The organism is Acinetobacter lwoffii (assembly GCF_024129735.1).
GTDB lineage: Bacteria > Pseudomonadota > Gammaproteobacteria > Pseudomonadales > Moraxellaceae > Acinetobacter > Acinetobacter lwoffii_H.
Genome location: NZ_JAMXXK010000023.1, coordinates 1 through 24,423 on the forward strand (window position 1 = coordinate 1; position 24,423 = coordinate 24,423).

28 protein-coding genes are annotated in these 24,423 nt (G+C 44.9%); 17 read left to right on the forward strand and 11 right to left on the reverse strand.

Going from position 1 to position 24,423, the window contains the following annotated elements; translation table 11 throughout:
- Positions 1-398: 398 nt before the first annotated feature.
- From NI469_RS08130 to NI469_RS08175, 10 genes are all read left to right on the forward strand, one after another.
- Positions 399-1,403 (forward strand): hypothetical protein, encoded by a 1,005-nt coding sequence (locus tag NI469_RS08130; RefSeq protein WP_253144918.1) that lies wholly within the window; start codon positions 399-401, stop codon positions 1,401-1,403.
- A gap of 70 nt (positions 1,404-1,473) precedes the next feature.
- On the forward strand, positions 1,474-1,923 hold the full coding sequence (locus NI469_RS08135; protein ID WP_004278475.1) for a hypothetical protein: 450 nt from the start codon (positions 1,474-1,476) through the stop codon (positions 1,921-1,923).
- 30 nt (positions 1,924-1,953) lie between these two features.
- A complete protein-coding gene (gene topA, locus NI469_RS08140; RefSeq protein ID WP_253147102.1) occupies positions 1,954-4,596 on the forward strand; it encodes a type I DNA topoisomerase in 2,643 nt (880 codons plus the stop codon).
- A gap of 93 nt (positions 4,597-4,689) precedes the next feature.
- Positions 4,690-5,493, forward strand: a complete 804-nt coding sequence (locus NI469_RS08145; RefSeq protein WP_034439084.1) for an NYN domain-containing protein — start codon at positions 4,690-4,692, stop codon at positions 5,491-5,493.
- Positions 5,494-5,498: 5 nt separating this feature from the next.
- The gene (locus tag NI469_RS08150) at positions 5,499-6,254 is read left to right on the forward strand and encodes a hypothetical protein (protein WP_253147100.1); all 756 of its coding nucleotides are present in this window, start codon (positions 5,499-5,501) and stop codon (positions 6,252-6,254) included.
- 65 nt (positions 6,255-6,319) lie between these two features.
- A complete protein-coding gene (locus NI469_RS08155; protein ID WP_253174827.1) occupies positions 6,320-7,459 on the forward strand; it encodes a glycerate kinase in 1,140 nt (379 codons plus the stop codon).
- Positions 7,460-7,611: 152 nt separating this feature from the next.
- Complete coding sequence (locus tag NI469_RS08160) at positions 7,612-9,600, forward strand: ATP-dependent helicase (RefSeq protein ID WP_253174829.1); 1,989 nt, start codon at positions 7,612-7,614, stop codon at positions 9,598-9,600.
- 83 nt (positions 9,601-9,683) lie between these two features.
- Positions 9,684-9,935, forward strand: coding sequence for an RNA recognition motif domain-containing protein (locus NI469_RS08165; RefSeq protein ID WP_004729489.1), 252 nt, complete (start codon positions 9,684-9,686; stop codon positions 9,933-9,935).
- A gap of 193 nt (positions 9,936-10,128) precedes the next feature.
- On the forward strand, positions 10,129-10,632 hold the full coding sequence (locus NI469_RS08170; RefSeq protein WP_004729491.1) for a DUF6586 family protein: 504 nt from the start codon (positions 10,129-10,131) through the stop codon (positions 10,630-10,632).
- A 105-nt stretch (positions 10,633-10,737) separates the two neighbouring features.
- A complete protein-coding gene (locus tag NI469_RS08175; protein WP_004278462.1) occupies positions 10,738-11,016 on the forward strand; it encodes a hypothetical protein in 279 nt (92 codons plus the stop codon).
- 257 nt (positions 11,017-11,273) lie between these two features.
- Here the strand turns inward: NI469_RS08175 and NI469_RS08180 are convergent, their stop codons facing one another.
- The 4 genes from NI469_RS08180 to NI469_RS08195 all read right to left on the reverse strand — a co-directional run bounded on the left by NI469_RS08180 (position 11,274) and on the right by NI469_RS08195 (position 15,142).
- Positions 11,274-12,989 carry a cation:proton antiporter gene (locus tag NI469_RS08180; RefSeq protein ID WP_004729493.1) on the reverse strand — a complete coding sequence of 572 codons (1,716 nt, stop codon included), beginning with the start codon at positions 12,987-12,989 and terminating at the stop codon, positions 11,274-11,276.
- Positions 12,990-13,123: 134 nt separating this feature from the next.
- A complete protein-coding gene (gene rpmG / locus NI469_RS08185; protein ID WP_001205031.1) occupies positions 13,124-13,279 on the reverse strand; it encodes a 50S ribosomal protein L33 in 156 nt (51 codons plus the stop codon).
- Between the two features lie 12 nt (positions 13,280-13,291).
- Entirely contained in the window at positions 13,292-13,528 is a 237-nt protein-coding gene (gene rpmB / locus NI469_RS08190; protein WP_000048256.1) for a 50S ribosomal protein L28, read from the reverse strand.
- Between the two features lie 165 nt (positions 13,529-13,693).
- The gene (locus NI469_RS08195; protein ID WP_004278439.1) at positions 13,694-15,142 is read right to left on the reverse strand and encodes a coniferyl aldehyde dehydrogenase; all 1,449 of its coding nucleotides are present in this window, start codon (positions 15,140-15,142) and stop codon (positions 13,694-13,696) included.
- 115 nt (positions 15,143-15,257) lie between these two features.
- Between NI469_RS08195 and NI469_RS08200 the strand changes: the two genes are divergently transcribed.
- The 5 genes from NI469_RS08200 (at position 15,258) to NI469_RS08220 (ending at position 18,917) form a co-directional block, all read left to right on the forward strand.
- Positions 15,258-15,989 carry a TetR/AcrR family transcriptional regulator gene (locus NI469_RS08200; RefSeq protein WP_180082934.1) on the forward strand — a complete coding sequence of 244 codons (732 nt, stop codon included), beginning with the start codon at positions 15,258-15,260 and terminating at the stop codon, positions 15,987-15,989.
- A gap of 48 nt (positions 15,990-16,037) precedes the next feature.
- On the forward strand, positions 16,038-16,904 hold the full coding sequence (gene purU, locus NI469_RS08205) for a formyltetrahydrofolate deformylase (protein WP_004278437.1): 867 nt from the start codon (positions 16,038-16,040) through the stop codon (positions 16,902-16,904).
- Positions 16,905-17,096: 192 nt separating this feature from the next.
- Positions 17,097-17,864 carry an energy transducer TonB gene (locus tag NI469_RS08210; protein ID WP_005267494.1) on the forward strand — a complete coding sequence of 256 codons (768 nt, stop codon included), beginning with the start codon at positions 17,097-17,099 and terminating at the stop codon, positions 17,862-17,864.
- Positions 17,865-17,889: 25 nt separating this feature from the next.
- Positions 17,890-18,513, forward strand: a complete 624-nt coding sequence (locus tag NI469_RS08215; RefSeq protein ID WP_005250649.1) for a MotA/TolQ/ExbB proton channel family protein — start codon at positions 17,890-17,892, stop codon at positions 18,511-18,513.
- The gene (locus NI469_RS08220) at positions 18,513-18,917 is read left to right on the forward strand and encodes an ExbD/TolR family protein (protein WP_004278434.1); all 405 of its coding nucleotides are present in this window, start codon (positions 18,513-18,515) and stop codon (positions 18,915-18,917) included. The genes NI469_RS08215 and NI469_RS08220 overlap by 1 nt, the downstream gene beginning before the upstream one ends.
- A gap of 64 nt (positions 18,918-18,981) precedes the next feature.
- Here the strand turns inward: NI469_RS08220 and msrA are convergent, their stop codons facing one another.
- The 7 genes from msrA to NI469_RS15860 all read right to left on the reverse strand — a co-directional run bounded on the left by msrA (position 18,982) and on the right by NI469_RS15860 (position 23,477).
- Positions 18,982-19,506, reverse strand: a complete 525-nt coding sequence (msrA, locus tag NI469_RS08225) for a peptide-methionine (S)-S-oxide reductase MsrA (protein ID WP_253147093.1) — start codon at positions 19,504-19,506, stop codon at positions 18,982-18,984.
- 113 nt (positions 19,507-19,619) lie between these two features.
- The gene (locus NI469_RS08230; protein ID WP_004647415.1) at positions 19,620-20,081 is read right to left on the reverse strand and encodes an META domain-containing protein; all 462 of its coding nucleotides are present in this window, start codon (positions 20,079-20,081) and stop codon (positions 19,620-19,622) included.
- A gap of 102 nt (positions 20,082-20,183) precedes the next feature.
- A complete protein-coding gene (locus NI469_RS08235; RefSeq protein WP_253147092.1) occupies positions 20,184-21,233 on the reverse strand; it encodes a DUF4105 domain-containing protein in 1,050 nt (349 codons plus the stop codon).
- 23 nt (positions 21,234-21,256) lie between these two features.
- Positions 21,257-21,769 (reverse strand): dihydrofolate reductase, encoded by a 513-nt coding sequence (locus tag NI469_RS08240; RefSeq protein WP_253147090.1) that lies wholly within the window; start codon positions 21,767-21,769, stop codon positions 21,257-21,259.
- Between the two features lie 200 nt (positions 21,770-21,969).
- On the reverse strand, positions 21,970-22,812 hold the full coding sequence (gene thyA, locus NI469_RS08245) for a thymidylate synthase (RefSeq protein ID WP_180180903.1): 843 nt from the start codon (positions 22,810-22,812) through the stop codon (positions 21,970-21,972).
- Positions 22,813-23,147: 335 nt separating this feature from the next.
- A complete protein-coding gene (locus NI469_RS08250) occupies positions 23,148-23,348 on the reverse strand; it encodes a lipocalin family protein (RefSeq protein ID WP_005250658.1) in 201 nt (66 codons plus the stop codon).
- 3 nt (positions 23,349-23,351) lie between these two features.
- Positions 23,352-23,477 (reverse strand): lipocalin/fatty acid-binding family protein, encoded by a 126-nt coding sequence (locus NI469_RS15860; protein ID WP_257221172.1) that lies wholly within the window; start codon positions 23,475-23,477, stop codon positions 23,352-23,354.
- Between the two features lie 121 nt (positions 23,478-23,598).
- On the opposite strand from NI469_RS15860, the gene NI469_RS08255 reads away from it, so the two are divergent.
- Positions 23,599-23,763, forward strand: coding sequence for a hypothetical protein (locus NI469_RS08255; protein ID WP_253147088.1), 165 nt, complete (start codon positions 23,599-23,601; stop codon positions 23,761-23,763).
- A 130-nt stretch (positions 23,764-23,893) separates the two neighbouring features.
- Positions 23,894-24,409: a CHAP domain-containing protein gene (locus tag NI469_RS08260; RefSeq protein ID WP_085064497.1), complete on the forward strand. Its 516-nt coding sequence runs from the start codon at positions 23,894-23,896 to the stop codon at positions 24,407-24,409.
- Positions 24,410-24,423 lie beyond the last annotated feature (14 nt).

Consider the following 24,423-nt stretch of genomic DNA (forward strand, 5'->3'; position numbering starts at 1 on the left):
GCTGGACACTTGATTTCTAGAGTTATTCGCATTTCTCTATTTTATCAAAATCCAACCTGCTTTTTTTCAGCATACTTTTTGAAACACCACCAAATAAAAATGAGCCAATCGATAAGATGGTAAAAGAGAAGTATTTTTTGTTTTGAATGGGCTTTTAAATTGTATTAAATCCGCATATAAAAGTAATAAAGCGTAGCGTGATGATCAAGTGCAAAAGAATTTTCCTGTTGAAAACAAACATTCACGCTCGTAAACAGATTTCTTTCAGGCATTTCATAAAATGCAGTTTGGCTCTCTGCCGAAACAGGCCTGCACCCATTCAGTCGTAAAATTATTTGACCTTTCACTCACTTCCTACTCTAATACCGGCTCTCAGGTACATTCCGGAATTGCGTCCCATGCACCCAAAAGTTATTCTACTCGACCTCGAAAATAATTTCCCCACAGCCAAGTTAATGCGTGAGATTGTGGCGCATTATTCGACTTTATATCTGTTTAGCTGTGCCGGAAAATTTGAATTCTCCTTAGAGGACTTAACCGAGCTTGCCGGCTGGATTAGCAGTGGTCAGGTGGTGGTGCTGGACACGCCTGAATCGCCACAAAAAGAATATGAGTATGCAGTCATTGTCGGTCAGCTTATGGCGCTACTGGAGCCAGAAACCGAGGTTGAATTGATCTCGGCGATGGACAGTTGCGAAATGTTGCAACAGATGCTGCAAACTTCTGATATTACGTGTCACCTGATTCAGATTCAGCCTGATGAGACAAACATTCCAACAGATCAACCTAAAAATCATCTTCCGAGTCTGGACGCCATCAAGAACAAACCTGCCTTGCAACTGGTGAAAAAATACTGTGATGCGTTAGGCAAAATGAGTGGCAAACCGAATACGGTGGAAACCCTAAAAAACTCAGTGGCGAATATTCTGCAAGTGATGCCGGTAAAAGCTCAGCATGTGGTCGGCATGTTGATTAACCTGAAAATCGTCAAGCGCTATGATGAGCAAATCAGCTTCCGCAAAAAAGTCCTGAAACAATGGCTGCAACTCAATCTGGATGAGCAAAACCCGGTTGAAAATCCGAAACTGGATCAGGTCATTTCCCAACTGAAGGCAGATGAAGCTCCAGTTGAATCTGAAATACTCAAGTCACCAATCCAGTCGGCACAGCAAGACCTGTTCAAGAACTTTGGCCGGATCGATCCGGTACAACTGGAAGTGGCGCGTAAACTGCGTGAATTGCAGGGCGATAAACCCAAAGACATTTATGAGCTGCGTGATTTACTGGAACAGTTATTTCCAAAATCGGACATTCGCTTGCTGCTGAAAGAGCTGATCGAGAAAGGTTATATTTACTGGAATGGTCACGAAATTTTATATAGTCATGAAATGTTCCTGAATTAATTTTATCGTGCAAACTTGCGTTTTATATTGTGCTTATGCAACTCTAATAATAGAACATAAAGGTTGAACTATGGAAAACACTGGAATCTGGGTGACGGTGGTCATCATCATTTTCGTCATAGGGTCGATTTTCGGGTTACGTGTAAGTCCCCGAGAAAAAGCCTTGGGGCTGATGCGTGATAAAGCCCGTAAAATGGGTTTGCATCCACGTCTGGTGGTGGCACCGGACTGGACCAAAATCCCGAAGGCGACTGAAAGTCGTGCCAGTATGGTCGCATACTACAGTGTGCTGATGCCAGATGCACGTTTGCCCTTGATGCGCGCCCGTGTTGTCGATAATAAACTCGAAATCGTGCAGGGTGATGAGAAATTTAAAGATTTTCCCATTGCATTAAAAGGCATTTATGCTATTGATATGCAGGCCAACTGTGTCGGCGTGTATTGGGATGAAGAAGCTGATTTAAGAGCGACCCAACTCGACGACATCAAAGCGCTGTTACACGCTTTGGCTGAACTTTAATTTAGAAATAAACAGGATTAACGGTTAATTATGGCGAACGCTCCTCGGTCCACATCAAAAAGCAGCACAGCGAAGTCTCCCGACGCTGGAAGCAAGCGTGCCCTAGTGATTGTGGAGTCGCCTGCAAAAGCGAAAACAATCAATAAGTACCTTGGTCCGAACTACATCGTAAAATCATCAGTGGGTCATGTGCGTGACTTGCCGACAGGCGGTTCTGCAAAATCGACAGAGAAAAAACCGGCGACACGTACCAAACTGACGGATGCAGAAAAAGCTGAAAAATCACAGAATGCGTTGATTAACCGCATGGGTGTCGATCCGGAACATGACTGGAAAGCCAAATACGAAGTCCTTCCTGGCAAAGAACATGTGGTTGCCGAACTGAAAAAACTGGCATCGCAAGTCGATGAAGTCTATCTGGCAACGGATATGGACAGGGAAGGAGAGGCGATTGCCTGGCATTTAAAAGAAGTCATCGGTGGTGATGATTCGCGTTATCAGCGTGTGGTCTTCAACGAAATTACCAAAAACGCGATTCAGGATGCCTTTAAGCATCCGTCACGTCTGGATACCAATAAAGTCAATGCACAGCAGGCACGCCGTTTCCTGGATCGTGTCGTGGGCTTTATGATTTCGCCATTGCTTTGGGAAAAGATTGCCCGTGGTCTGTCGGCCGGTCGTGTACAGTCGGTTGCAGTGAAGCTGGTGGTCGAGCGTGAACGTGAAATTCGTGCCTTCATTCCTGAAGAATACTGGCAGGTGTTTGCCGATACCAAATCGAAAAAAGATGATATTCGTCTCGAAGCGGTCAAGCAAAATGGCAAGACGCTCAAGCTGCGCAACAAAGCCGAAACTGATGCCTTATTAAACCTGATCAAAGATGCGGATTATACGGTTTCTGCACGTGAAGATAAGCCAACCAAGGTTAATCCAAGTGCGCCGTATATCACGTCAACGCTACAACAGGCAGCCAGTACCCGTCTCGGTTTTTCTGTGAAGAAAACCATGATGCTGGCGCAGCGTCTGTATGAAGCCGGCTTCATTACCTATATGCGTACCGACTCGACCTTCTTGAGTGATGATGCGGTGAATATGGTGCGTGGGCATATCGAATCTGAATTTGGCGAGAAGTATTTGCCTGCCAAACCAAACCGTTATGGCAATAAAGCCGGTGCGCAAGAAGCGCATGAAGCCATTCGTCCATCCATGGTTGGCTTAAAAGGCGACAGCCTGGTGGGTGTTGAGCGTGATGCACAGCGTCTGTATGACCTGATCTGGCGCCAGTTTGTTGCTTGTCAGATGACTCCGGCAGAATATCTGTCTTCTACCATTTTGGTGGATGCCAATGGCGTAGAACTGAAAGCCAAAGGCCGTACCTTGGTCTTTGATGGCTTTACTCGCGTGCGTGGTGCCAATAAAGCCGATGACGATATTTTATTGCCTGCGGTCAAAGTCGGTGAAGTGCTTAAACTTGAGAAACTTGATCCATCTCAACATTTCACCAAGCCACCGGCACGTTTTACCGAAGCCTCACTGGTCAAAGAACTGGAGAAAAAAGGCATTGGCCGTCCATCGACCTATGCTGCAATCATCTCGACCATTCAGGATCGTGGTTATGTGAAACTGGATAACCGTCGTCTCTATGCCGAGAAGATGGGCGAAATCGTCACCGATCGTCTGAATGAAAATTTTAGTAATCTGATGAACTATGCCTTTACCGCAGATCTTGAAGGTCAGCTGGATAAGGTAGCAGATGGTGAGCGTAACTGGAAAGAGCTATTAGACAGCTTCTATGGCGATTTTAAACAACGTTTGACTACAGCGCAGGGTGAAAACGGAATGCGCCGTAATCAGCCTGTAGAAGTGGATGCGGTACACTGTAAAGAATGTGACCGTCCGATGCAGATCCGTACCGGAACCACAGGTGTATTCTTGGGTTGTTCAGGCTATAACTTGCCGCCGAAAGAGCGTTGTAAGGGAACCTTGAACCTGACACCAGTTGAGTCTCTGGCTGCATTGTCTGATGATGAGGCTGCGGAAACTGCTGACCTGATGTCGAAGAAGCGTTGTCCGATCTGTGAAACTGCCATGGACAGCTATGTGATTGATGGTGGTCGTAAACTGCATATCTGTGGGAATAACCCGGACTGTAGTGGTTTTGAACTTGAAGAAGGCGAGTTCAAAATTAAAGGCTATGATGGCCCGAGTATTCCATGTGACAAGTGTGATGGCGAAATGCAGCTGAAGACGGGGCGTTTTGGTCCGTATTTTGCCTGTACCAGTTGTGACAATACCCGTAAAGTCTTAAAGAGCGGTCAGCCTGCGCCTCCACGTGTGGACCCGATCAAGATGGAGCATTTACGTTCTGCCAAGCATGACGATTTCTTCGTACTGCGTGACGGTGCAGCCGGTTTATTCCTGGCGGCAAGCAAGTTCCCGAAAGTGCGTGAAACCCGTGCACCGAAAGTGGCCGAGATACGTTCTGTTGCTGATCAGCTTGATCCAAAGTATCAGTTTATCTTGCAGGCACCTGATGTGGACCCGGAAGGGAATCCAACTCTGGTAAAATTTAGCCGTAAGAACCAGTCACAATATATTGGTTCGGAAACTGCAGAAGGCAAGCAAACCAAATGGTCTCTGGTTTATCAGGACGGAAAATGGGTTGAAGCCTAAACTCTAAGATTCAAAAAAATGCTGACGAAAGTCGGCATTTTTTATGTCAGAATCATGTATATAAAAAATTAAAAATAATATCTTGGGGTGGATGTGGATATTCAGACAAAAAAGTTCGCTGTATTAATCGATGCGGATAATTCTTCTATCAACGCGATTTCATCGGTATTGGAGGAAGTTGCGAAATATGGAATTGCCAGTGTCAAACGTGTGTATGGGGACTGGAGCAGCGAAACTTTAAAGAAATGGCGAGATGTACTCCTTCCTCATGCCATCACTCCGGTACAACAATTCGCTTATACCAAGGGTAAAGATGCGACGGATATGATCCTGATCATTGATGCTATGGATTTACTTTATGCAGGTGCATTAGATGGATTTTGTATCGTATCCAGCGATAGCGATTTCACGCCCTTAGCTTCACGTATTCGTGAAAATGGTCTAACAGTGTATGGCTTTGGCAAAAAAGCTACGCCTGAAGCATTTAAGAAAGCCTGTGACAAGTTCATTTATATCGAAAACTTACTTGTAGATAGTGAAATTAAAAATAATGAGGATGGTGAAGAAACAGGATCAATAGATAAAAAAGTTTCGGAGATTATCAAGACTAATGGACAAAAAACTATATCTGCGCAAAAGGAAATTCAGTTACCTGAAGGGATGGATCGAGCTACGCTTAACTTAATTTATAAAGCTGTAAAAGATAATGCCGATGATAATGGATGGGCGAATTTAGGGATGGTCGGGCAGTATATCAGTGCAGTAAAGCCTGACTTTGACTCTCGTAACTATGGTAGAGCCAAACTGTCAGGATTAATAAAAACTTTAAATTTATTTGAAACTAAAATAGAAATGAGTCAGATGTATTTAAGAAAAATGAAAAAGCAGAGTGTGTAATCATTATGTGGAAAAAGATTCGGATTCTGATTTTATTAATCATCTTGTTGATTGTCGCAGTCAATGCCTATCGTGATCAAAACCAGGACTGGTCAAAGCCGATTATGGTTTTGTTGCATCCGATTAATGCCGATGGATTGCCGACCACCCAGCAATATATTCAGCAACTGTCAGTTCAGGACCTGAATGGAGCAAGGGAATATCTGGAAAAAGCAGCTCAGCACTATCGCGAACAGCCGACTTATTTTTATTTTAATTTAGGCCGTGAGCTTAAAGTTCTACCTCCCCAAGTCCCTGAGCAGGCCTCACTCATCAATACAGTTTTATGGAGTTTAAAATTCCGGTTCTATGCCTGGAAACAGCAGCAGAGCTCTGATCCTTCAGCCAACCTGACGCTATTTTTAAATTACTATGATCCTGCACAGAGCAAGCAGTTGAAGCATTCAACCGCCTTGCAAAAAGGCCGGATTGGTTCGGTAAATCTATTTGCATCCAAGCAACAGACTGAACAGAATAAAATTGTATTGGTGCATGAGTTGCTGCATGCCTTTGGCGCCTCGGATAAATACGATTTGGCGACCGGTCAGCCGATTTATCCGTTGGGTTATGCATTTCCAGATCAGCAACCCTTATTTCCGCAAGCCAAGGCAGAGCTGATGGCAGGGTATATTCCAGTGTCTCAAACCACCAGCAAAATGCCAGAGTCTTTAAATCAAACCTTGATTAATGAGATAACTGCAATTGAACTGGGCTGGAAATAAAGACTTGTGGATACTTCTGGATTTATCCACAATTTAGACTTCATTTGTGGATAAAAGATCACACCATGCCGCTCACCTTTGTGCTTGCTCCTGACTCGTTTAAAGAAAGTATGTCTGCTGCGCAGGCTTGTCAGGCCATGCAACGCGGTATCCAGAACGTCATTCCGGATGCCCATATCATTCATGTGCCAATGGCTGATGGCGGTGAAGGCACGGTCGATGCGCTGATTTCAAGTTTAAAGGGACAAAGCATTGCATGTGACGTGACCGGGCCATTACCTGAGCAACGTATTCAGACCTATTGGGGTTTGGTTGATGCAGGCCAGACTGCCGTGATTGAAATGGCCAAAGCTAATGGTATGCATTTGCTTGAGCCTGCTCAGCGTAATCCGATGCTCACTTCGACTTATGGCACAGGAGAGATGATCAAACAGGCATTGGACTTGGGTGTGAAAAAAATCATCATTGGGCTGGGTGGTAGTATTACCAATGATGCGGGTGCGGGCATGCTGCAAGCACTGGGTGTACGGTTTCTAAATCATGTGGGTGAATCAATTCAGGTCCGTGGTGGGAACTTAGATCAGGTCAAATCAATGGATTTATCCGAACTTGATCCACGTTTAGCAGATACTAAAATACTCATTGCATCGGATGTCAACAATCCACTGTGTGGACCAAATGGTGCCTCAAATATATTTGGACCACAGAAAGGTGCAACCCCGGAAATGATCAAGCAGCTGGATCAAAACCTCGGTCATTTTGCCGATGTGGTTGCTCAGCAGATTGGCTGTGATTATCGTCATGTGGCAGGTGCGGGCGCTGCCGGTGGATTGGGTTTTGGTTTAATGGCATTCACTGCTGCTTCCATTCGATCAGGTGTAGAGCTGATGATTGAACAGTTTCAACTCAACGAGAAAATAGCGCAAGCAGATCATGTGTTTACCGGGGAAGGTAAAATTGATTTTCAAACCAAATTTGGCAAAACGCCATTTGGTGTGGCGCAGGTTGCAAAACACTTCAATAAACCGGTGATTGCTTTTGCGGGTCTAGTCGGTGAAGGGATTGAGGATTTGTTTGAGTCAGGATTTAGCCAGATTGTTGGGATTAATCCGCCAGATTGTCCTTTAGAGGAAGCCTTAAATAATGCAGAAATGAACTTGGAGAAAGCTGTCGCTGAGATAGTTAAAAATCTTTTGACAGAGTGAAAGTATTTCTCTCTCCTGTAATCCAGCACGCCCTGTCGTTAGCTAATATCAAATCAGGAAATAAAATTGGAGACAGTTTCAGGACAACTGAAAAGCCATAATTCTGGAAGCGATCTGTTAAACTACATACATCCACAAAATGATGAGTGAAAATGAGTTTAGCCACCCTGATTGATGAATTAAACCCCCAACAAAAGCAAGCAGCGACCACAGAAGCAAAACACAGTTTGGTGCTGGCCGGGGCAGGTTGTGGCAAAACCAAGACTATCGTGGCACGCGCAGCTTACTTGATTGAGCAGGGTGTGCCTGCCAACCAGATTCAAATTCTGACCTTTACCCGCCGTGCAGCCAGTGAAATTGTGGCGCGTGTCGAACTTGCACTGGGTGAACAAGCCAAGGGACTGCGGGCCTCGACCTTTCATACCTTCTGTATGTATCTGCTGCGCCGTATTCCGAAAGCTTTTGGTCTGGAACAGTTTTCGATTATTGATCGTGATGATCAGTTGATGATGTTTCGTTTGATTCGCGGCCGTGATGACAAGAAAAATCCCAATCATCTGCCGAAGCCTCAGGAATTATGTGATTTGTATTCTTTTGCAAGGAATACCCGGCAAAAGCTCAGTCTGGCGCTGGAAAAACAGATGCCGGAATATCTGGCCTTAAAGGACCAGATTGCCGAAATTATGAAAGAATATGAAGCACGTAAGCAAGCGCGAAGTTTTCTGGATTATGACGATATTCTGGCGGTAGTAGCTACGGCGCTGGCACAGTCCGAAGGTCTGGTCGACTATGTCGCTTCAATCTGTCGGCATATGCTGGTCGATGAAATGCAGGATACCAATCCATTGCAATGGGCTTTGCTGGAGCCACTGAAAGACCGGATCAGCCTGTTTTGTGTCGGAGATGATGCGCAGTCGATTTATGGCTTTCGTGGTGCAGACTTTGAAAATATTCACCATTTCAAAGAACGTGTGCCAGATGCGCAAATTTTTAAATTAGAAAAAAACTACCGTTCGACCCAGGAAATTCTGGATCTGTCCAACTGGCTGCTCGATCAGTCTGAAATCAAATATGACAAACGTCTGGAAGCGTATCGTGGAGAAGGTGTAACGCCGCGTATGCATATCTTCCCGAATGAGTTTGATGAAGCCAAATGGATTGCGATTGATATTAAAGAACGCCATTATCTGCAAGGCGGCAAATGGGGCGAGCATATGGTGCTGGTTCGTTCCAGCTTTGCCGCGCGGCACATTGAAGCGGCCTGTATTGCAGCCAATGTACCTTATCGCTTTATTGGTGGTATGAAGCTGCTGGAAACGGCGCATGTCAAAGATTTGCTCAGCATGCTGCGGGTGGTCGCTAATCCATTGGATGATATTGCGTGGATGCGTTTCTTGACCCTATGGAATGGTGTTGGTGATGTGGGGGCCAGTAAGCTATCGCAGCAGTTATTGGCTGAACCGGAAATGGAAGCTATTGCAGATAATTTGGAAAAATTTGGCAAGATACCATTAGAAACCATTCTGATCATGCAGCAGATGAGTGTGCTCAAAGGCGAAGTGCAAGCCTGTGTCGGTCTTGCGATTCAGGCGATTGAATCGCAGTTGGCGGAAAACTATAAAAAGGATTGGCCACGTCGCCAGAGTGATTTTGAACTGGTCAAACAGCTGGCCTCCAAGCATTCGCAGCTGAGTGAGTTTTTAGAGGAATATGTACTGGATCCGGTGTCAATCTCGGAAATTGAACGCCAGTCGGACCATGATGTGGTGACCTTGATTACCATTCACTCGGCCAAAGGCACCGAACAAAATGTTTGTTATGTGGCCAATGTCACGCCAGGCAATTACCCGCATGCACGTGCTCAGGGTGACTTTGATGATGTCGAAGAAGAACGTCGTGTGCTATATGTGGCGTTGACCCGGGCAAAAAATGAATTGATTCTGACCAAACAGAACCTGAATCATTGGGCGCGGGAAACGGTCGATGAGCAGGGGCGTAAAGTCGAAAGCTATTTCCTGAATGATCTCCCCCGGCATTTATGCACCACAGAAACCCATTACAAGACCCGGCAGCAAACGGTAAAAAGTGCCTTGATTGAACGCAAGTCGATTAATTTAGATTTTGGGATTGATCTCGATTAAACTATAACAAAGTTGTTTCATGCAAAAAGTAGAGTAGGCGCGTGCTTTTTGATATTTTTTGCCTATCTTCTTAAGGTTGTAAGATGAAAATTTTAGTTCGTAATTTAGAACGTACGGTCACAGAAGCCGAATTACTGAAACTGTTCCAGGAATATGGCACAGTGGAGACCTGTACTTTGGTGCTTGATGCAGCAACAGGCAAATCAAAAGGTTTTGCTTTTGTAGAAATGCCACATGGCCGTGAAGCAGTCAAAGCCATTAAAGGCCTGAATACTTTGCGCCTGCACGGACATGGGATCCGCGTGAAAGCCGCAGAAGATAAGCCTCAGGCTTAAACTCAAAAAAGGAGCACTTGATAGGCTCCTTTTTTATGGCTGAAATTTATTATCGCCGTACTTAATTAGTGAGCTCAATGCTCTGAATTTCAGTGCTGGATGGATTCAGTCTAAACATCTTTTGATTGCGAAATGCGGGCGAACCTTTTACTTTATAAAAGCCAAAATTTGTTTTAACCCTTAGGAAATCTCGATGACCCGTGTTGCTCGCTATCATGCGGACCGTACCAATCAAAAACTGTATTTTGCCCGCCTTTCCTGCCAGCAAGCAGAGCAAACTGAACATGTACAACAGGCTCAGGCACAACGTGAAGCAACTGTGTTTCATTTGCATGGTGCTTTGTTAGCATTTTTACAGGAACTGGTGCGTTACTATCGCCTGAATGATCCTCATCCGACGCTAAAATCGATCGAAGAACTCATGGCGGCCAAAGGCCAAATTTCGCCAGAAGTCGCTGTGCTGCAACATTTGTCCAAGAGCGGTTTCATTGCTGAACTGAAGCACGCTTACCGTCTGTGCCAGTATGCGCCCGAACCAAGTACCCCAGAACCTGAAGACGAAACCTCCTCAAATCTCATCATTAAAGTCACACAGTCTCCACAAGCATGGTTACCTGATACTGCTATATTGAGAGAGTGGCATCGTGACCTGACCCAATTAATTGATGGTTTTCGTAATGAGATGATTGAATTTTAATCGGATCGGCTGTACTTGAAAATGCAATTTTTAACCCTATATCAATTACTCTAATGATGCAAAGTGCACCCGGTGCTTTGCCACCATGTTGAACATGGAGGATATATGTCTATAGAACAGTTGAAAGATTTATTTGGTAATCAAGACGCGATTTTAGAACTCGTTCAACTTGAAGGTGGCGCGTTGGCTCTACGCAATGCAGGCTCACATAAACAGCCTTTGGTCATGATTCAATTTAATGATGAGGTAAAAGCTCTACTTGGAGAGCAGACCCCCGTGATTGCGCAACAGATGATTCAGGCAGCACTCTATGGTTTGCTGGAACAGCAGGTCAATGAATGGCAGGCTGAAGTTGTGGATGAAGAACCAAAGTATATGAGTTAATCGTTGAAATTTATTTAGAAAGCACACTATCGGTGTGCTTTTTGAGTTTTATAGGTTATTAAATTAGGCAGATTTTAAGTATCACAAAAACATTCATTTAAAATGAAGATGAAAAATCAGTATTTTAAAATTTAAGTCGTGAGCAGTCTGAAGCCAGTGTGTTAATAAAATCTTTGGCTCAGAGATATATTGATGTCCATAAAAAAAGTTGCCAGATCCGGCAACTTTTTTATTCAGTGTTTATTCAAAGAAAAACTTTAATGAGAAGGCGTATGCTGATGCGCGATCTCAATCTGGTTCAAAATATGATTGCTCATATTTTTCGCCATTTCTTCTTTGGCATAATAAACCGCACCGACATTATCCCGACGAATGGCTTCAGCTTCTTCCTTGCTTTCTGCACAGACCAGTACCTGAATTTGTGGATTCAAGGTCTTAGCAATGTCGACAATTTTATGAATATCGATGATATCCATAGGGGAAATGACCAGTAAGCGCGCATGCTGAATATGTGCCTGAATCAGGACCCCGGCTTCAGTAGCAACACCAGACACCGCAGCAATACCTTTTTCACGCAGATTTTCGACGATGTCACGGTTTTCTTCGGCAATGACCACCTTGATGTTTTCTTCCATCAATGAGCGGGTAATGCGACGACCGACCTCACCATGGCCAATAATCACCACCTGATCGCGCAGGTAATCCTGTGAGACTTCATCGGGTAACATTGCCAGAGGGTCACCACTGCGTTCCAGTAAACGTGCCAGGGTCGAGCGTTCCCGAATCCATTTCTGTACTGGCTCAATTGCGGAAAAGATAAAGGAATTGAGGGTAATCGAAATCAAGGCACCTGCCAGAATCAGGTTTTGACCTTCCAGCGAAAGCAGGTTGAGTGAAACACCGAGTGCAGCCAAAATAAAGGAGAACTCACCAATCTGTGCCAGAGAAGCACCGACGGTTAAGGCGGTATTGATCGGATAGCGAAAGAACAGCACCAGTGCCATCGCGGCAATAGTCTTACCAATCATGATAATCCCGACCACTGCCAGTACATGTAAAGGCTGTTCCAGCAAAATGCGCGGATCAAACAGCATGCCGACGGAGACAAAGAATAAAATCGAGAAAATTTCACGCAGTGGCAAGGTTTCTTCTTCAGCACGATGACTGAAATCAGATTCCTTAACGACCATTCCGGCAAAGAAAGCACCTAGTGCCATCGACACGCCAAAGACTTTATAGGCACCGAAGGCGATTGAAACCGCAGCAGCCACCACTGTTAAAGTAAACAGCTCACGTGAACCGAGACGCGCCACCACCCGTATGATCATTGGAATCAAGCGTTTACCAATAATCAGCATGAAGGCAATAAAGCCTGCGACTTTGAGCAGGGTAATGCCTAAGGTGAGCCAGATATTCTCATCGCTTGCACCTTCCAGCGCTTGCCCACCTAAAAGCACCGCAGTGGCAGGTAACAGTACCAGCGCCAAGACCATGACCAGATCTTCGACCAGCAACCAGCCAACAGCAATTCGGCCATTGATTGAATCCAGTAAGCCACGATCACCAAGGGCTTTGAGTAGAACCACGGTACTGGCACAAGACAGGCTTAGGCCGAAGACCAGTGCTGAGCCAAAGCTCCAGCCCCACAGCATCGAAACTCCAACCCCGAGCAAGGTGGCAACTGCAATCTGTAAAATCGCACCAGGCAGGGCAATCCGGCGGACCTGCATCAGATCGTTCAGGGAAAAATGCATTCCGACACCAAACATCAGGAACATGACGCCAAGTTCTGCCAGTTGGTTGGCCAGATGAATATCACCGACCACACCGGGTGTATGGGGACTAATCAGAATGCCGGCAATTAAGTAACCGATCAAAGGGGGAAGACGTAACCGTGCAGCGAGATAGCCAAAGACCAAAGCTAAGCCAAAACCAACAGCCAGTAATATAATGAGCTCTACGTCATGTGGCACTAAATACTCCTTTAGCTAGGTTTGCTGGGAAATAAGCACAAAAAGTGCCAAAACATGCAGAAAGTTTATCAAGTCGGATAAAAAAAGTGCAAAAAAAACGACCCGCAAAGGTCGTTTTTTTAAAGAAACTAAAATTATTTGATTTTAGCTTCTTTGAAGATTACGTGTTGACGGATTTTTGGATCAAATTTTTTGATTTCCATTTTTTCCGGCATAGTACGTTTGTTCTTAGTCGTGGTATAGAAATAACCTGTACCAGCTGAAGAAACTAAGCGAATTTTATCACGCATGGTTCAGACTCCTTAGATCTTTTGACCTTGAGCACGTAGGTCAGCAACAACCTTTTCAATGCCCAATTTGTCGATAATACGCATACCTTTAGTGGTTAAACGAAGACGTACAAAACGTTTTTCGCTTTCTAACCAGAAACGGTGGTGGTGCAGGTTCGGCTCGAACCGGCGCTTAGTTTTGTTGTTGGCGTGTGAGACGTTGTTACCAACGACTGGACGCTTGCCGGTAACTTGGCAAACCTTAGACATGGTGTAACTCCATTGATTTAGCCAACAGCAAATCTGTATGGCCAGTCAAAAATAAACGGATTGAAATCATTCAAGGGGCGTTTTATATCAAAAATGCGCTTAAAAGACAAGCGATTTTCGTCAAAACGCGGCACGAACTATATCGATAGCTCATGCCTTGATCATTTAGCGGAGAAGTGTCTTCGAAATCAGCTTGTGAATCGGTTTATTGAACGGTGGCAGAATGTATTTCAAGCTGTACAGCTTTGGATTCGACATTACTGAGCGTTCATGCGACAAACTGAAGAAGCCTTCTGGGCCATGGTATTTACCCATACCTGATGCACCGACACCCCCAAATGGTAGATCGTCCTGCGCAACATGGGTCAGTACCGTATTTTGCCCGAAATGCCCTGAATGGGTACGCTGTGCGACATAATCGGCACGCGCCTGATCAAAGTCGAAGTAGTATAAAGCAAGTGGGCGTGGACGGCTATTAATAAAGTCGATGACATCGTCAATTTGATCATATTCCATGATCGGTAACAGCGGACCAAAGATTTCATGCTGCATGATCTGCATCATCGGGGTGACATTGGTCACGATGGTCGGTGCAATCTTGCGCAGATCAGCCGAGTTTTCACTACGCGGATTAATTTCAATGACTTGCGCACCCTGTTCACGCGCATCATCCAGATAGCCTTGCAGACGGTTATATTGTTTGACATTAATAATCGAGGTGTAATCCTGATTATGGGTGATATCCGGATACATGCTTTCGACACAGGCTTTAAAGTGATCAATGAACTCGGCAGTTTTTCCGAGAGGCAGGAACATATAGTCTGGCGCTACACAGGTCTGACCGGCATTCCAGAGTTTACCCACCGCAATCCGCTGCGCGACATCACGCAGATCAATCGATGGATGCACCAGTACTGGCGATTTACCGCCCAGTTCTAGAATCACCGGAACCAGATTTTCGGCAGCGGCTGCCATGACGGTTTTACCGACCGCAGTTGAGCCAGTGAAAATCAGTTTATCGAAAGGCAAACGACAGAAAGCATCTGAAATCACACCGCCACCATTCACCACAGCGACCAATTCTTTAGGGAAGGCTTCAGCCAGGGCTTTTTCCAGAACTTCACCAAAGGCAGCCGATGCACTGGAAATTTTGATCATGGCATGGTTGCCGGCCGCCAGGGCACAAATTAGTGGGCCAATCGAGAGCAACAGCGGATAGTTCCACGGTGCGATAATTCCGACTACACCCAAAGGCTGATATTGCACCCAGGCTTTGGCCGGCTGATGAATAATGCCCACATGACGCTTGGAAGGTTTCATCCACCGGGTCAGGTTTTTGCTGTAATATTTGATATGTTCCAGACAGGTGAGCAGTTCACCAATCTTGGTTTCCCCAATGGAACGGTTACCATAGTCCTGATTAATTGCATCAGCAAATTGATCTTGATACTTAACTAAGATACGCTTAAGTCGAGCTAAACGATCGATACGTTCCTTTGCAGTCGGCAGAGGGTAGTGTAAGTAAGCGTGTTTTTGTTGCGCTAAGACTTCATTCAGATATTGGCTATCAAAAAAATGTGGTGTCATTGATGTTGTTTTTGTGTGACTGTTCATGCCGCACTACCATTATTCAAAAATCGATTAATTAATTTTTAGAGCAAATACTCTAATTAGTCAAGTGACTTTGTGTGTTAGCCTGCTAATGCATGAACTGAATGGTTATTTTAGGATGTCCCAAACCAAAACCTTAAAAACTAAAGAGCGTATCTTGCAGCTCAGTTTGCAGCTGTTTAACGAGCGTGGCGAACGATCGGTAACCACCAATCACATTGCGGCTGAACTCGGCATGAGCCCGGGTAACCTGTATTATCATTTCCGCAATAAAAATGAAATTATTAAAGAATTGATGGAACAGTACCAGCATCAGACCCTGGAAATGCTGGCGCTGCCGGATGACCGTGCACTGGATGCCAATGATAAGGTGCATTATTTTCAGGTGCTGAGCAGCCAGTTATGGGCTTACCGTTTCCTGCATCGTGATGTCTATCATCTGGTAGAAAATAACGAAGATTTTCGCAAGATGTATCCACGCTTTGCCGGTCAGGTGATGCAGCAGGGCCAGAAAATCTATAAAGGCTTTGTTAATGCAGGCCTGATGGACATGACCGATTCAGAGATTGAAGCACTGATTATTAACCTGTGGATTGTGCTGACCAACTGGACCAACTTCCTGTATATGTCGGGTCATCTGACCGATTCCAATACGCTGGAAGAAAAATGGGTCTGGCAGGCACTGCGTCAAATGGTATTCCTGGAAGGGGCGTATTTACGTGGTGAAAGTCGTCAAACCTATGAAGGTTTATTGAATAGTTTGGGCTCTTCGGAACTTTTTGCCAGCCTGTCGTCGTCTAAAGATTCTGAATCTGAACAAACTATTCAGAATATCCAAGAAACGCGCTAGAATACTCGGCTTATTTTTTAATTTAACTGATTAGTGACTTAAACCAACATGAATATGACGACTGCTAACACCGCACGTTTATTGATTACTTGTGAAGACAAGCCGGGCATCGTGCAGGCTGTTTCGAGCTTCTTGTATCATCAAGGTGCCAACATTACTGCGCTTGATCAATATGCGACAGCAGCGCAGGGCGGACGTTACTTCATGCGCGTTGAATTTGAATTAGATAATCTTCAAAGTCGCAAAGAAAGTATTACCCAGACTTTTGCAGCGAATGTGGCAGAACGCTATGGCATGCAATGGCGTCTGGCTCTGGTCAGTGACGTGAAGAAAGTCGGTATTCTGGTGTCTAAAGTCGATCATGCCTTGCTTGAGCTGTTATGGCGTCATGCGCGTGGTGGTTTGCCTTGTGAAATTACCAAAGTGGTATCGAATCACGAGACTTTACGCGAAGCAGTTGAAAATTTTGGCATTCCATTCGAAGTTGTGCCGGTGACCAAAGACAACAAACCAGAAGCTTATGCAGAAATCGACCAGTTGATGCAGGGCAATGACCTGTTGGTGCTGGCGCGTTATATGCAGATTCTGGATGAAGAATTTGTCAGCAAGTGGGAAATGAAAGTGATCAACATTCACCATTCTTTCCTGCCGGCTTTTGTAGGTGCCAATCCGTACAAACAGGCCTATGAAAAAGGCGTGAAGCTGATCGGTGCAACTGCGCACTATGTGACTGCTGATCTGGATCAAGGTCCGATCATCGAGCAGGATGTGGAGCGCGTGAACCATGACTTTACTGTTGAGCAGTTACGTGAACTCGGTCAGGACGTAGAACGTAATGTATTGGCCCGTGCGGTAAAATGGCATTTGGAAGACCGTATTATTGTCGATGGCAACAAGACTGTCGTGTTCCAATAAGACTTGCATTGAGTTTTAAAAAGGCATACTTTTAGTGTGCCTTTTTTGTTTTGATGCAAAAAAAGTCAGTCAAAGGTAGGATTAGCGGTTGCAAATGAAAACACTTCTCATTTATTATTGGCATACTTTAATTGTGCTAACCGATGAGCTTGATAGTTTGTTCCACATCATCTCCTCAAGGTAATAGATTTAATGAGTCAAGTTGCTGCGCCCCAAATGCCTACACCGCCAAATCAGATGAAAAAGAAAGTCATCTCTATCGTGGCGGCTGTACTGGTTGGGCATGTGGGTGTGTTATATGCGATCAGCCAGATGAAAGCACCTGAGCTGGCACCCATTGATAAGCAACCCTTAAAAGTGCGCTTTGTAAAACTCCAGGAAGCGCCAAAACCTTTACCGCCAAAGCCGAAGGCCGAGCCACAAAAAGAGCCGCCTAAGCCAAAAGAAGTCAAAATTGTCGATAAACCGCTGCCACCACCACCGAAAAAAGTAGAAAAAATCGAGCAGGTGAAAAAGGCTGAAGAGCCAAAAGTGGTTAAAGCACCGCCAGTTGAAGCAAAACCAACCCCAAGTCCGGTTGTACCGACAGTGGTCACTGAAACTAAAGTTAAACCGGCACCTGCTCCAGTCGCGCCGCCTGCGCCTGTGGCACCGCCAGCACCTGCTGCGCCGCCATCCCCGAAAAGTGTATCGATTGGTGGGGGCGTGTCTTGGCAGCGTTCACCAAAAGTCTCACTCTCTGCAGGTGAATTAAAATCAGCCTGTTCACTGGTAGTAGATGTTTCAGCGAATGAGCAGGGTAAAGTAGTTTCTGCGACTGCACGAAATTCAAGTTGTAGCCCGGCGGTAACGCGCAAAGTAGAAGCAGCGGTACGTCGTGCACAACTCACCAAATATGTTGAAAATGGTGTGGCTTATCCAACCCGTGTGGAACAGCCTTTCGATTTTCAGGTTAAATAACGGCTCACCCATTAGGAGTTCGAATATGAACTTTTCAGTTTATTGGCAACACGCTGATGCAGTCAGTAAAACACTGTATTTCGTGTTATTGGCAATGTCGATTGCGACATGGACCATATTTGTGCTGCGTTTGATGGGCACTCGCCAACTGAAACAGATTGCCTATGCTCAGTTATCTAAGGCATTGGAACAACTGAAAACCAAACTGGCTCCTTTGGGCTTTGAACAGCGTAAGGCAGTGGCAGAACAGGCGCTGTTACGCCAGATTTCAGCAGAAAAAGCCAATGCCGAAAAAGGTGTATCAGTTTTGGGTACGATTGCCTCAATTTCACCGTTCGTTGGTTTATTCGGTACGGTATGGGGTATCTTCCATGCGCTGGTTGCTGTTGGTAAAAGTGGTCAGGCTGGTCTGGCACAAGTGGCAACCCCAGTCGGTGAAGCCTTGATTATGACCGGCTTAGGTCTGGCAGTCGCAATTCCCGCGGTACTGGCTTATAACATCTGTGTCCGTGCTAATCGTGGCTTGGCTCATGAATTACAAGATCAGGCACACGGTCTGTTGATTGATACCATGCTGCAACAGGAATCTGCTGCAAAAAAGTCTGATGAAAAAGTTACACAACAGAGTTTTGTGGGAGGTCAAGCTTAATGGCTTTTCAACTGGGTGAAGACAACGATGTAGGCATGAATGAGATGAACCTCATTCCCCTCATCGACATTATGTTGGTATTGATGATCATCTTTCTGGTGACAGCGACCGTTGCGAACCCATCAATTCCATTAACCTTGCCACAAACGACTGCGGAGATTATCGATCTGCCGCCTGAAAATGTCACGATTAGCATCAATGCCGAAGGTGACATTGCCTGGAATGGTGATGTATTGACGCTGGAACAGCTTGAAACCCGTTTTAATGAAGCGGGCCAAGCTGAACGTCAGCCGACCATTGTGTTGAAAGCGGATAAAGAATCACGTTATGACTCGGTGGCGCAAGTCATGTCGCGTGCGAGTGGAGCCGGACTCAGCGATATTGCCTTTGCAACCGATAACTAAGATTCAGATAATAAAAAAAGTGACTGCAATCAGTCGCTTTTTTTATGCCCATTTTTCATGAAACTTAATGGGTTTTTAATAAGGTGGTAAATTTGCTGCGTAATTTGTTCAATTTTGGCGGAATGGTAAAATTGCAATAGCCCTGGGTCGGATTCTTGGCAAAGAAGTTTTGATGATAGTCTTCCGCCGGATAGAAAGTCGGGGCAGGGCTCAGTTCAGTTACCACATTGATGCCATCGGCTTTCAGGGCATCCATCGCCTGCTGCGCCTGTTGCTGCTGTTCATCATTCAGATAATAAATTACAGAACGATACTGGGTGCCGACATCATTGCCTTGACGGTTTAATGTGGTTGGATCATGGGTCGCAAAAAAGACATCGAGCAATTGGTTATAGTTAATCTGGTTTTCATCGAAATCGATCAGAATGACTTCGGCATGGCCGGTATTGCCACCACAGACATCATCATAGTTTGGCTCAGTCGTATGACCACCTGCGTAACCGCTGACGACTTGCTGAACTCCCTGAATCTGTAAAAATACGGCTTCAGTACACCAAAAGCATCCCCCACCGAAAAGTGCCTGTTGCATGGTTGATTCCTCATTCAATTAAATAACTCAATCGGGCTGATGGTTAAATTCCAGCTCATCAGTATGAAAGATAAAAAAGCCTGTCCATACAGGCTTTTTGTTGTAGGGAAGTATTAACGCGGCTGAACAGCACTTTCCAGCTGGATCAAGAGATTTCCATGGCGATCCAGTAATTTTAAGGTTTTACCAAACACTTGATAATGAGTCACTTTGGCTAAAGCTTCATTAAATTTCTGATCAAGCTGATCGTTGTTCATGCAAGCCATACGGGTAGTGGCCATCTGGCTCAGGGTCAGCGTGTCTTTTGCTGCTGTGTAGCTACCCATAATCCGGTTACAGCTATCTGAACCTGAAACGCGCTGGGTACTGGCATCAAATTGCAGACTCGGAACATTGCGTGCGGTTGGCACCGTCTTGATTTCAGTATTGCCAATCTGGGTTGCAATCCAGATACGATTTTGCAAAAGTTGTAAATGATTCGCGGTTTGTGTCGTGGCTGTATTGGGTACAGTTTCGCAGCCCATGACCGTTAAAACCGAGCCTAAAATCGCGATTGCAGTTAATTTTTTTAGCATGAAAGATACTCTGATCATTGACTAGCTGTTTGTATATAAACAAAAAGATGATCAAGGTTCCAGTTGATTTTGTATCTTTATTGAAGTGGATTTGCTACACAGTTATCGCATGTCGGGTTTTGGTAGGCCCTGCCGGATCAGGCGTGAATAGTCCTGACTGGAGAGATTAGCGGTGCGTTCTACCCGTGGATTGACATGTGCCCGTTGATACCAAGTGTGCATATCCCAAGACTGTTCCAGTACTTTAAGATCATAGAGATAATTCGGTAAATAGCCGGAGGCCAGCAACCGGTAATCTGAAGGTAGCTGTTGTTGCGATATCGCCTGAACCATATCAAAGACTAGTGTGGTGCAATTACTGGTCAGGGTATTGTACCATTTTGGCTTTTGGGCCAGCTCATCGGCCTGACGCAGATATTCCTTGAATAGCGCTTTAGCCTGAGCTTGCGGCATTTTGACTGGGAAAAAATAGACCTGTTCACCACGGACATTGCTACGGGTATAGACAATATCCTTTTCATCCGATGCGACCAGACTCAGTTCATATTTTCGGAAAAAGCCACCAATCGCTGAAAACTCTTCATTCTTTTCCTTGCGGATTTCAATCGAGAAGGTGAGTGGCTTTTGATTGGCAAAATCGAAGCTGACCAGGGTATGGGCAATTTTAGGCCCCATCCAGTAGGAAGTAATGATGTTCACGCCAGTAATCTGATTCAGATCAAAACTGCGGCTTTCCCAGCGTTCGATATAGTGACCATCGGCCTGCCAGTCAAAGTTGCGGATATTGTGTAAGGTAACCTGATCGCCTTGCTGCTCATAATGCAGAAGCTGGGAAACCTCAGGATTCCACTCTCGATCCTGACGCGCTTCCAGACTGAAATATCCCAGCAGACAGAATAAAAAGGCCAGAAGATAAAGAACGCTATCCACTTGGCGGGAGATCAGATGCCGGGTGAAATAAATCCCGAGAACGACCAGCGCAAAGGTCAGCCAGAGTCCAATCAGCATCAAGCTGCCGATTTTTCCGAGGGGTTGATGAACCCAGAGCATCAGGCTGAACCACAGGCTCGACAGAATGACGAATAAAGTAAACAGACTGCCCAGCAGCCACAGACTCCAGTGCCTGGAAATATATTCGCGTCCCTGCATCATCACTTTTTCATGAGAAATAGGTTTTATTTTCTGTAGGTTGCGAACTCAAAAGCAATGCCGGTTTTGTCGTCGATATGTTGCTCGGCAGCGACTTTTTTAAATTCTGCTGGAATCGCTGGATAATAGGCATCGCCCTGTACATCCAGTTCGACATGCGTCAGTTCTAGACGGTCTGTGATCTCCATGGTCTGTTTAAAGATTTCACCGCCACCAATGATGAAAATGGTTTCAGGCTTTTCTGAAGCTTTCACATCTGCCACGGCTTGGCTCAGTGCATCTTCAATGCTATAAGCGACTTTGGTGCCTGCAAATACCCAGTCTGGATCACGGGTAATCACCCAGTTCACGCGTTTAGGCAATGTACGTCCCATCGATTCTAGTGTCTTGCGACCCATCACCACCACACCACCTTGGGTGATTTCCTTGAAGTGTTTCAGATCTGCCGAAATATGCCAAGGCAGATCATTACCTTTGCCGATACAACGCTGCTGATCCATGGCGACGACGTGTACAACTTCTAAATCTTGAAATGACATGTATTGAATCCTTCTTATCAAACCCAAAGTCCTTCGTGTAATTTTTTACTGGTACGAAAGAAAGGTTAAAAATCTATATTGATTGCCTTCACGCTTTAGGGCCGGAAATATATTTTGAAAGGAGTTGGCGATTCACGCGTGGTAAAAGACCTCTCCCTAGCCCTCTCCTAGGAGGAGAGGGAACTTTATAATAAAGAAAATTAAACAGCGACAGGGGCTTTAATGCCTGGATGAGATTCATAACCGACAATTTCGATATCTTCAAATTTAAAATCGAACAGGTCTTTGATCTCAGGATTTAGTTTTAATTGACAAAGGCCGAGTGGCTCACGGCTAAGCTGCAACTGTGCCTGTTCAAAATGGTTGCTGTACAAATGGGTATCGCCGCCAGTCCAGACAAAGTCACCAACATCCAGATCACAGACTTGCGCGATCATATGCGTCAACAAAGCATAGCTGGCAATGTTAAATGGTACACCCAAAAATACATCGGCACTGCGCTGGTATAACTGACAAGACAATTTTCCATTGTGTACAAAGAACTGGAACAGTGTATGGCAAGGGGGTAATGCGACCTGACCTGCCTCATTCGGGTTCCAGCCCGATACAATCAGACGGCGCGAATTTGGATTGGTTTTAATTTCATTGATCAACCATTTGATCTGGTCAAAACCGTCCTGATTATAACTATTGTCTGCATTTTTGCTGGCCCCAAAATTACGCCATTGGTGGCCGTAAACTGGACCCAGTTCGCCTTCAGGACGGCCAAAACGCGCAGTTTGTTCTGCGGTCGCCCATTCATCCCAAATCGAGACTTTATTGTCTTTTAAATACTGAACATTGGTATCGCCTTTCAGGAACCACAACAGTTCGATCACGATAGAGCGGAAATGAACTTTTTTGGTGGTCAGTAAAGGAAAACCTTGGGAAAGATCAAAGCGCATCTGATGACCAAATACCGAACGTGTACCTGTACCGGTACGGTCGCCTTTATCGCCGCCGTTGTCGAGGATATGTTGTAATAGGTCAAGATATTGGCGCATAGGTCTCTCTTAAAAATTTGTTTAAATTACCTTTTTTTTCAGCAGAAAAAGTTTATCTCGGATAAATCCACTTTCTGTCGAGCTGGGTAAATTGAATTGAATGCATCATAACATTTTTTTCTAATATTTCTGATATTGCATCTTCTGCAAAAAAGATCGGCAAGCACCCAATCAAAAAAAATACCCAGTGCGGGTGCTTGTTGTAGAAAAGGTTTAAGCGGTTTTATGGCCCGTATGGACGGTATGAATCAGATCAGACAGATCATAACTAAGGGTGCTGCATAACTTAAATATTCGCGTTGAGTCGCTTCGTCCAGACTGGTGTCGCGATGTAATCACCATAAATATTCTTTATTCGGCTCGCCCACGAGTGCCGTCTGATAATCCGGATCGATTTTTAAGACCCAATAATCGCCCTTGGTAAACGGGATCCCATGCAAGCCTTCAGGTAAAAATCTGATTTCAAGCTTGGCATGTTCTGCATCGACAATGATCGCCTCAGCAATGGCTTCATCCACCTTGCCATTTTCATTCAAGCTCTATACCGCAGAAATATCGGTGCTGTCTTCAGGTTGGCGCTTCATCGGCAAGTGTGCAAAGTCATACCAGGTACTTAAATATTGTTCTAAATTAAAATTTGAAACGGTACTTAAAGTCTGACTCATTTTTCTTCTCTGTTTAGTTCAATAGTTAAAGTTTAGTTCAAGGTTTAAAAATGCTGCATCAGTGTAATACAGGCGGTAAAGCTCAAAATGATGTAATCATGTGGTGAAATGTTATCTGAAAATGGCCGAGCTACAGATTAAATCCACACGTTTGAGTAGAAAAAATAACGGCTCATTTTGTATAGTTCAGGCTAAAAAGGCTTTGCAAGGCATCGAAGTTAGCTTTGCTTTACATTTTTTTGCAAAGATGATGGGTTTTGTAACTGTATTAGAAAGAACGGCTTAATTTGAATGCCGCAAAAATAGACAAATTTATTTACATTTTTAATGTGAAAGATAACATTTAAACGACTAGTATTCTCGGCTTGTTAACAATATGAAAGCCTAAATTACAGGCGAGGAGCGGTTGGTAAGGCATGATCTATGATCATCAAGTAAACATGAGCGAAGTATATGCTCCTGTCCAAGCGAATATCATGGTGCGTTCCCAATCGGAGCAAAGACCTAAAAAGTCATCCCACAAAGCCACTGTCCGTAATGCTTCAGGCGTAAGCAATGGCCATCGTATCAATATCGAGAAATTTACCAGTTATCTGCAAGGCATTACCCGAAATACCAGTACACAGAAATGTGCGCGCAGTATTCGTGTCGGTCTGCAATCCTCTGGTGCGAAAATTGTGAACCATCCAGTCGCAGCGGCAGATTGGGGAAGTACCCTGATGCAGCTGGGCTATAAGAAAATTAATGCTTCTTTTGATCGGCCGAAAAAAGGCGATATCTATATTATTGACCGTACTCAGGGACATAAATATGGACATATCGCGGCTTATTCAGGTAGTGCCTGGGTATCGGATTTCAAACAGCGAGATCATGCGGTTTATCGCAATAAAAACGTGACTTATAGTTACTATCGTCTGGAAACTTACTTCTGAGAAAATACTGCGAA

Coding starts and splice junctions, on each gene's coding strand:
- NI469_RS08130 (WP_253144918.1), top strand. CDS start 399: ATGCACCCAAAAGTTATTCTACTCGACCTCGAAAATAATTTCCCCACA.
- NI469_RS08135 (WP_004278475.1), top strand. CDS start 1,474: ATGGAAAACACTGGAATCTGGGTGACGGTGGTCATCATCATTTTCGTC.
- topA (WP_253147102.1), top strand. CDS start 1,954: ATGGCGAACGCTCCTCGGTCCACATCAAAAAGCAGCACAGCGAAGTCT.
- NI469_RS08150 (WP_253147100.1), top strand. CDS start 5,499: ATGTGGAAAAAGATTCGGATTCTGATTTTATTAATCATCTTGTTGATT.
- NI469_RS08155 (WP_253174827.1), top strand. CDS start 6,320: ATGCCGCTCACCTTTGTGCTTGCTCCTGACTCGTTTAAAGAAAGTATG.
- NI469_RS08160 (WP_253174829.1), top strand. CDS start 7,612: ATGAGTTTAGCCACCCTGATTGATGAATTAAACCCCCAACAAAAGCAA.
- NI469_RS08165 (WP_004729489.1), top strand. CDS start 9,684: ATGAAAATTTTAGTTCGTAATTTAGAACGTACGGTCACAGAAGCCGAA.
- NI469_RS08170 (WP_004729491.1), top strand. CDS start 10,129: ATGACCCGTGTTGCTCGCTATCATGCGGACCGTACCAATCAAAAACTG.
- NI469_RS08175 (WP_004278462.1), top strand. CDS start 10,738: ATGTCTATAGAACAGTTGAAAGATTTATTTGGTAATCAAGACGCGATT.
- rpmG (WP_001205031.1), bottom strand. CDS start 13,279: ATGCGTGATAAAATTCGCTTAGTTTCTTCAGCTGGTACAGGTTATTTC.
- rpmB (WP_000048256.1), bottom strand. CDS start 13,528: ATGTCTAAGGTTTGCCAAGTTACCGGCAAGCGTCCAGTCGTTGGTAAC.
- NI469_RS08195 (WP_004278439.1), bottom strand. CDS start 15,142: ATGAACAGTCACACAAAAACAACATCAATGACACCACATTTTTTTGAT.
- NI469_RS08200 (WP_180082934.1), top strand. CDS start 15,258: ATGTCCCAAACCAAAACCTTAAAAACTAAAGAGCGTATCTTGCAGCTC.
- purU (WP_004278437.1), top strand. CDS start 16,038: ATGAATATGACGACTGCTAACACCGCACGTTTATTGATTACTTGTGAA.
- NI469_RS08210 (WP_005267494.1), top strand. CDS start 17,097: ATGAGTCAAGTTGCTGCGCCCCAAATGCCTACACCGCCAAATCAGATG.
- NI469_RS08215 (WP_005250649.1), top strand. CDS start 17,890: ATGAACTTTTCAGTTTATTGGCAACACGCTGATGCAGTCAGTAAAACA.
- NI469_RS08220 (WP_004278434.1), top strand. CDS start 18,513: ATGGCTTTTCAACTGGGTGAAGACAACGATGTAGGCATGAATGAGATG.
- msrA (WP_253147093.1), bottom strand. CDS start 19,506: ATGCAACAGGCACTTTTCGGTGGGGGATGCTTTTGGTGTACTGAAGCC.
- NI469_RS08230 (WP_004647415.1), bottom strand. CDS start 20,081: ATGCTAAAAAAATTAACTGCAATCGCGATTTTAGGCTCGGTTTTAACG.
- NI469_RS08235 (WP_253147092.1), bottom strand. CDS start 21,233: ATGATGCAGGGACGCGAATATATTTCCAGGCACTGGAGTCTGTGGCTG.
- NI469_RS08240 (WP_253147090.1), bottom strand. CDS start 21,769: ATGTCATTTCAAGATTTAGAAGTTGTACACGTCGTCGCCATGGATCAG.
- thyA (WP_180180903.1), bottom strand. CDS start 22,812: ATGCGCCAATATCTTGACCTATTACAACATATCCTCGACAACGGCGGC.
- NI469_RS15860 (WP_257221172.1), bottom strand. CDS start 23,477: ATGAGTCAGACTTTAAGTACCGTTTCAAATTTTAATTTAGAACAATAT.
- NI469_RS08255 (WP_253147088.1), top strand. CDS start 23,599: ATGGCCGAGCTACAGATTAAATCCACACGTTTGAGTAGAAAAAATAAC.
- NI469_RS08260 (WP_085064497.1), top strand. CDS start 23,894: ATGATCTATGATCATCAAGTAAACATGAGCGAAGTATATGCTCCTGTC.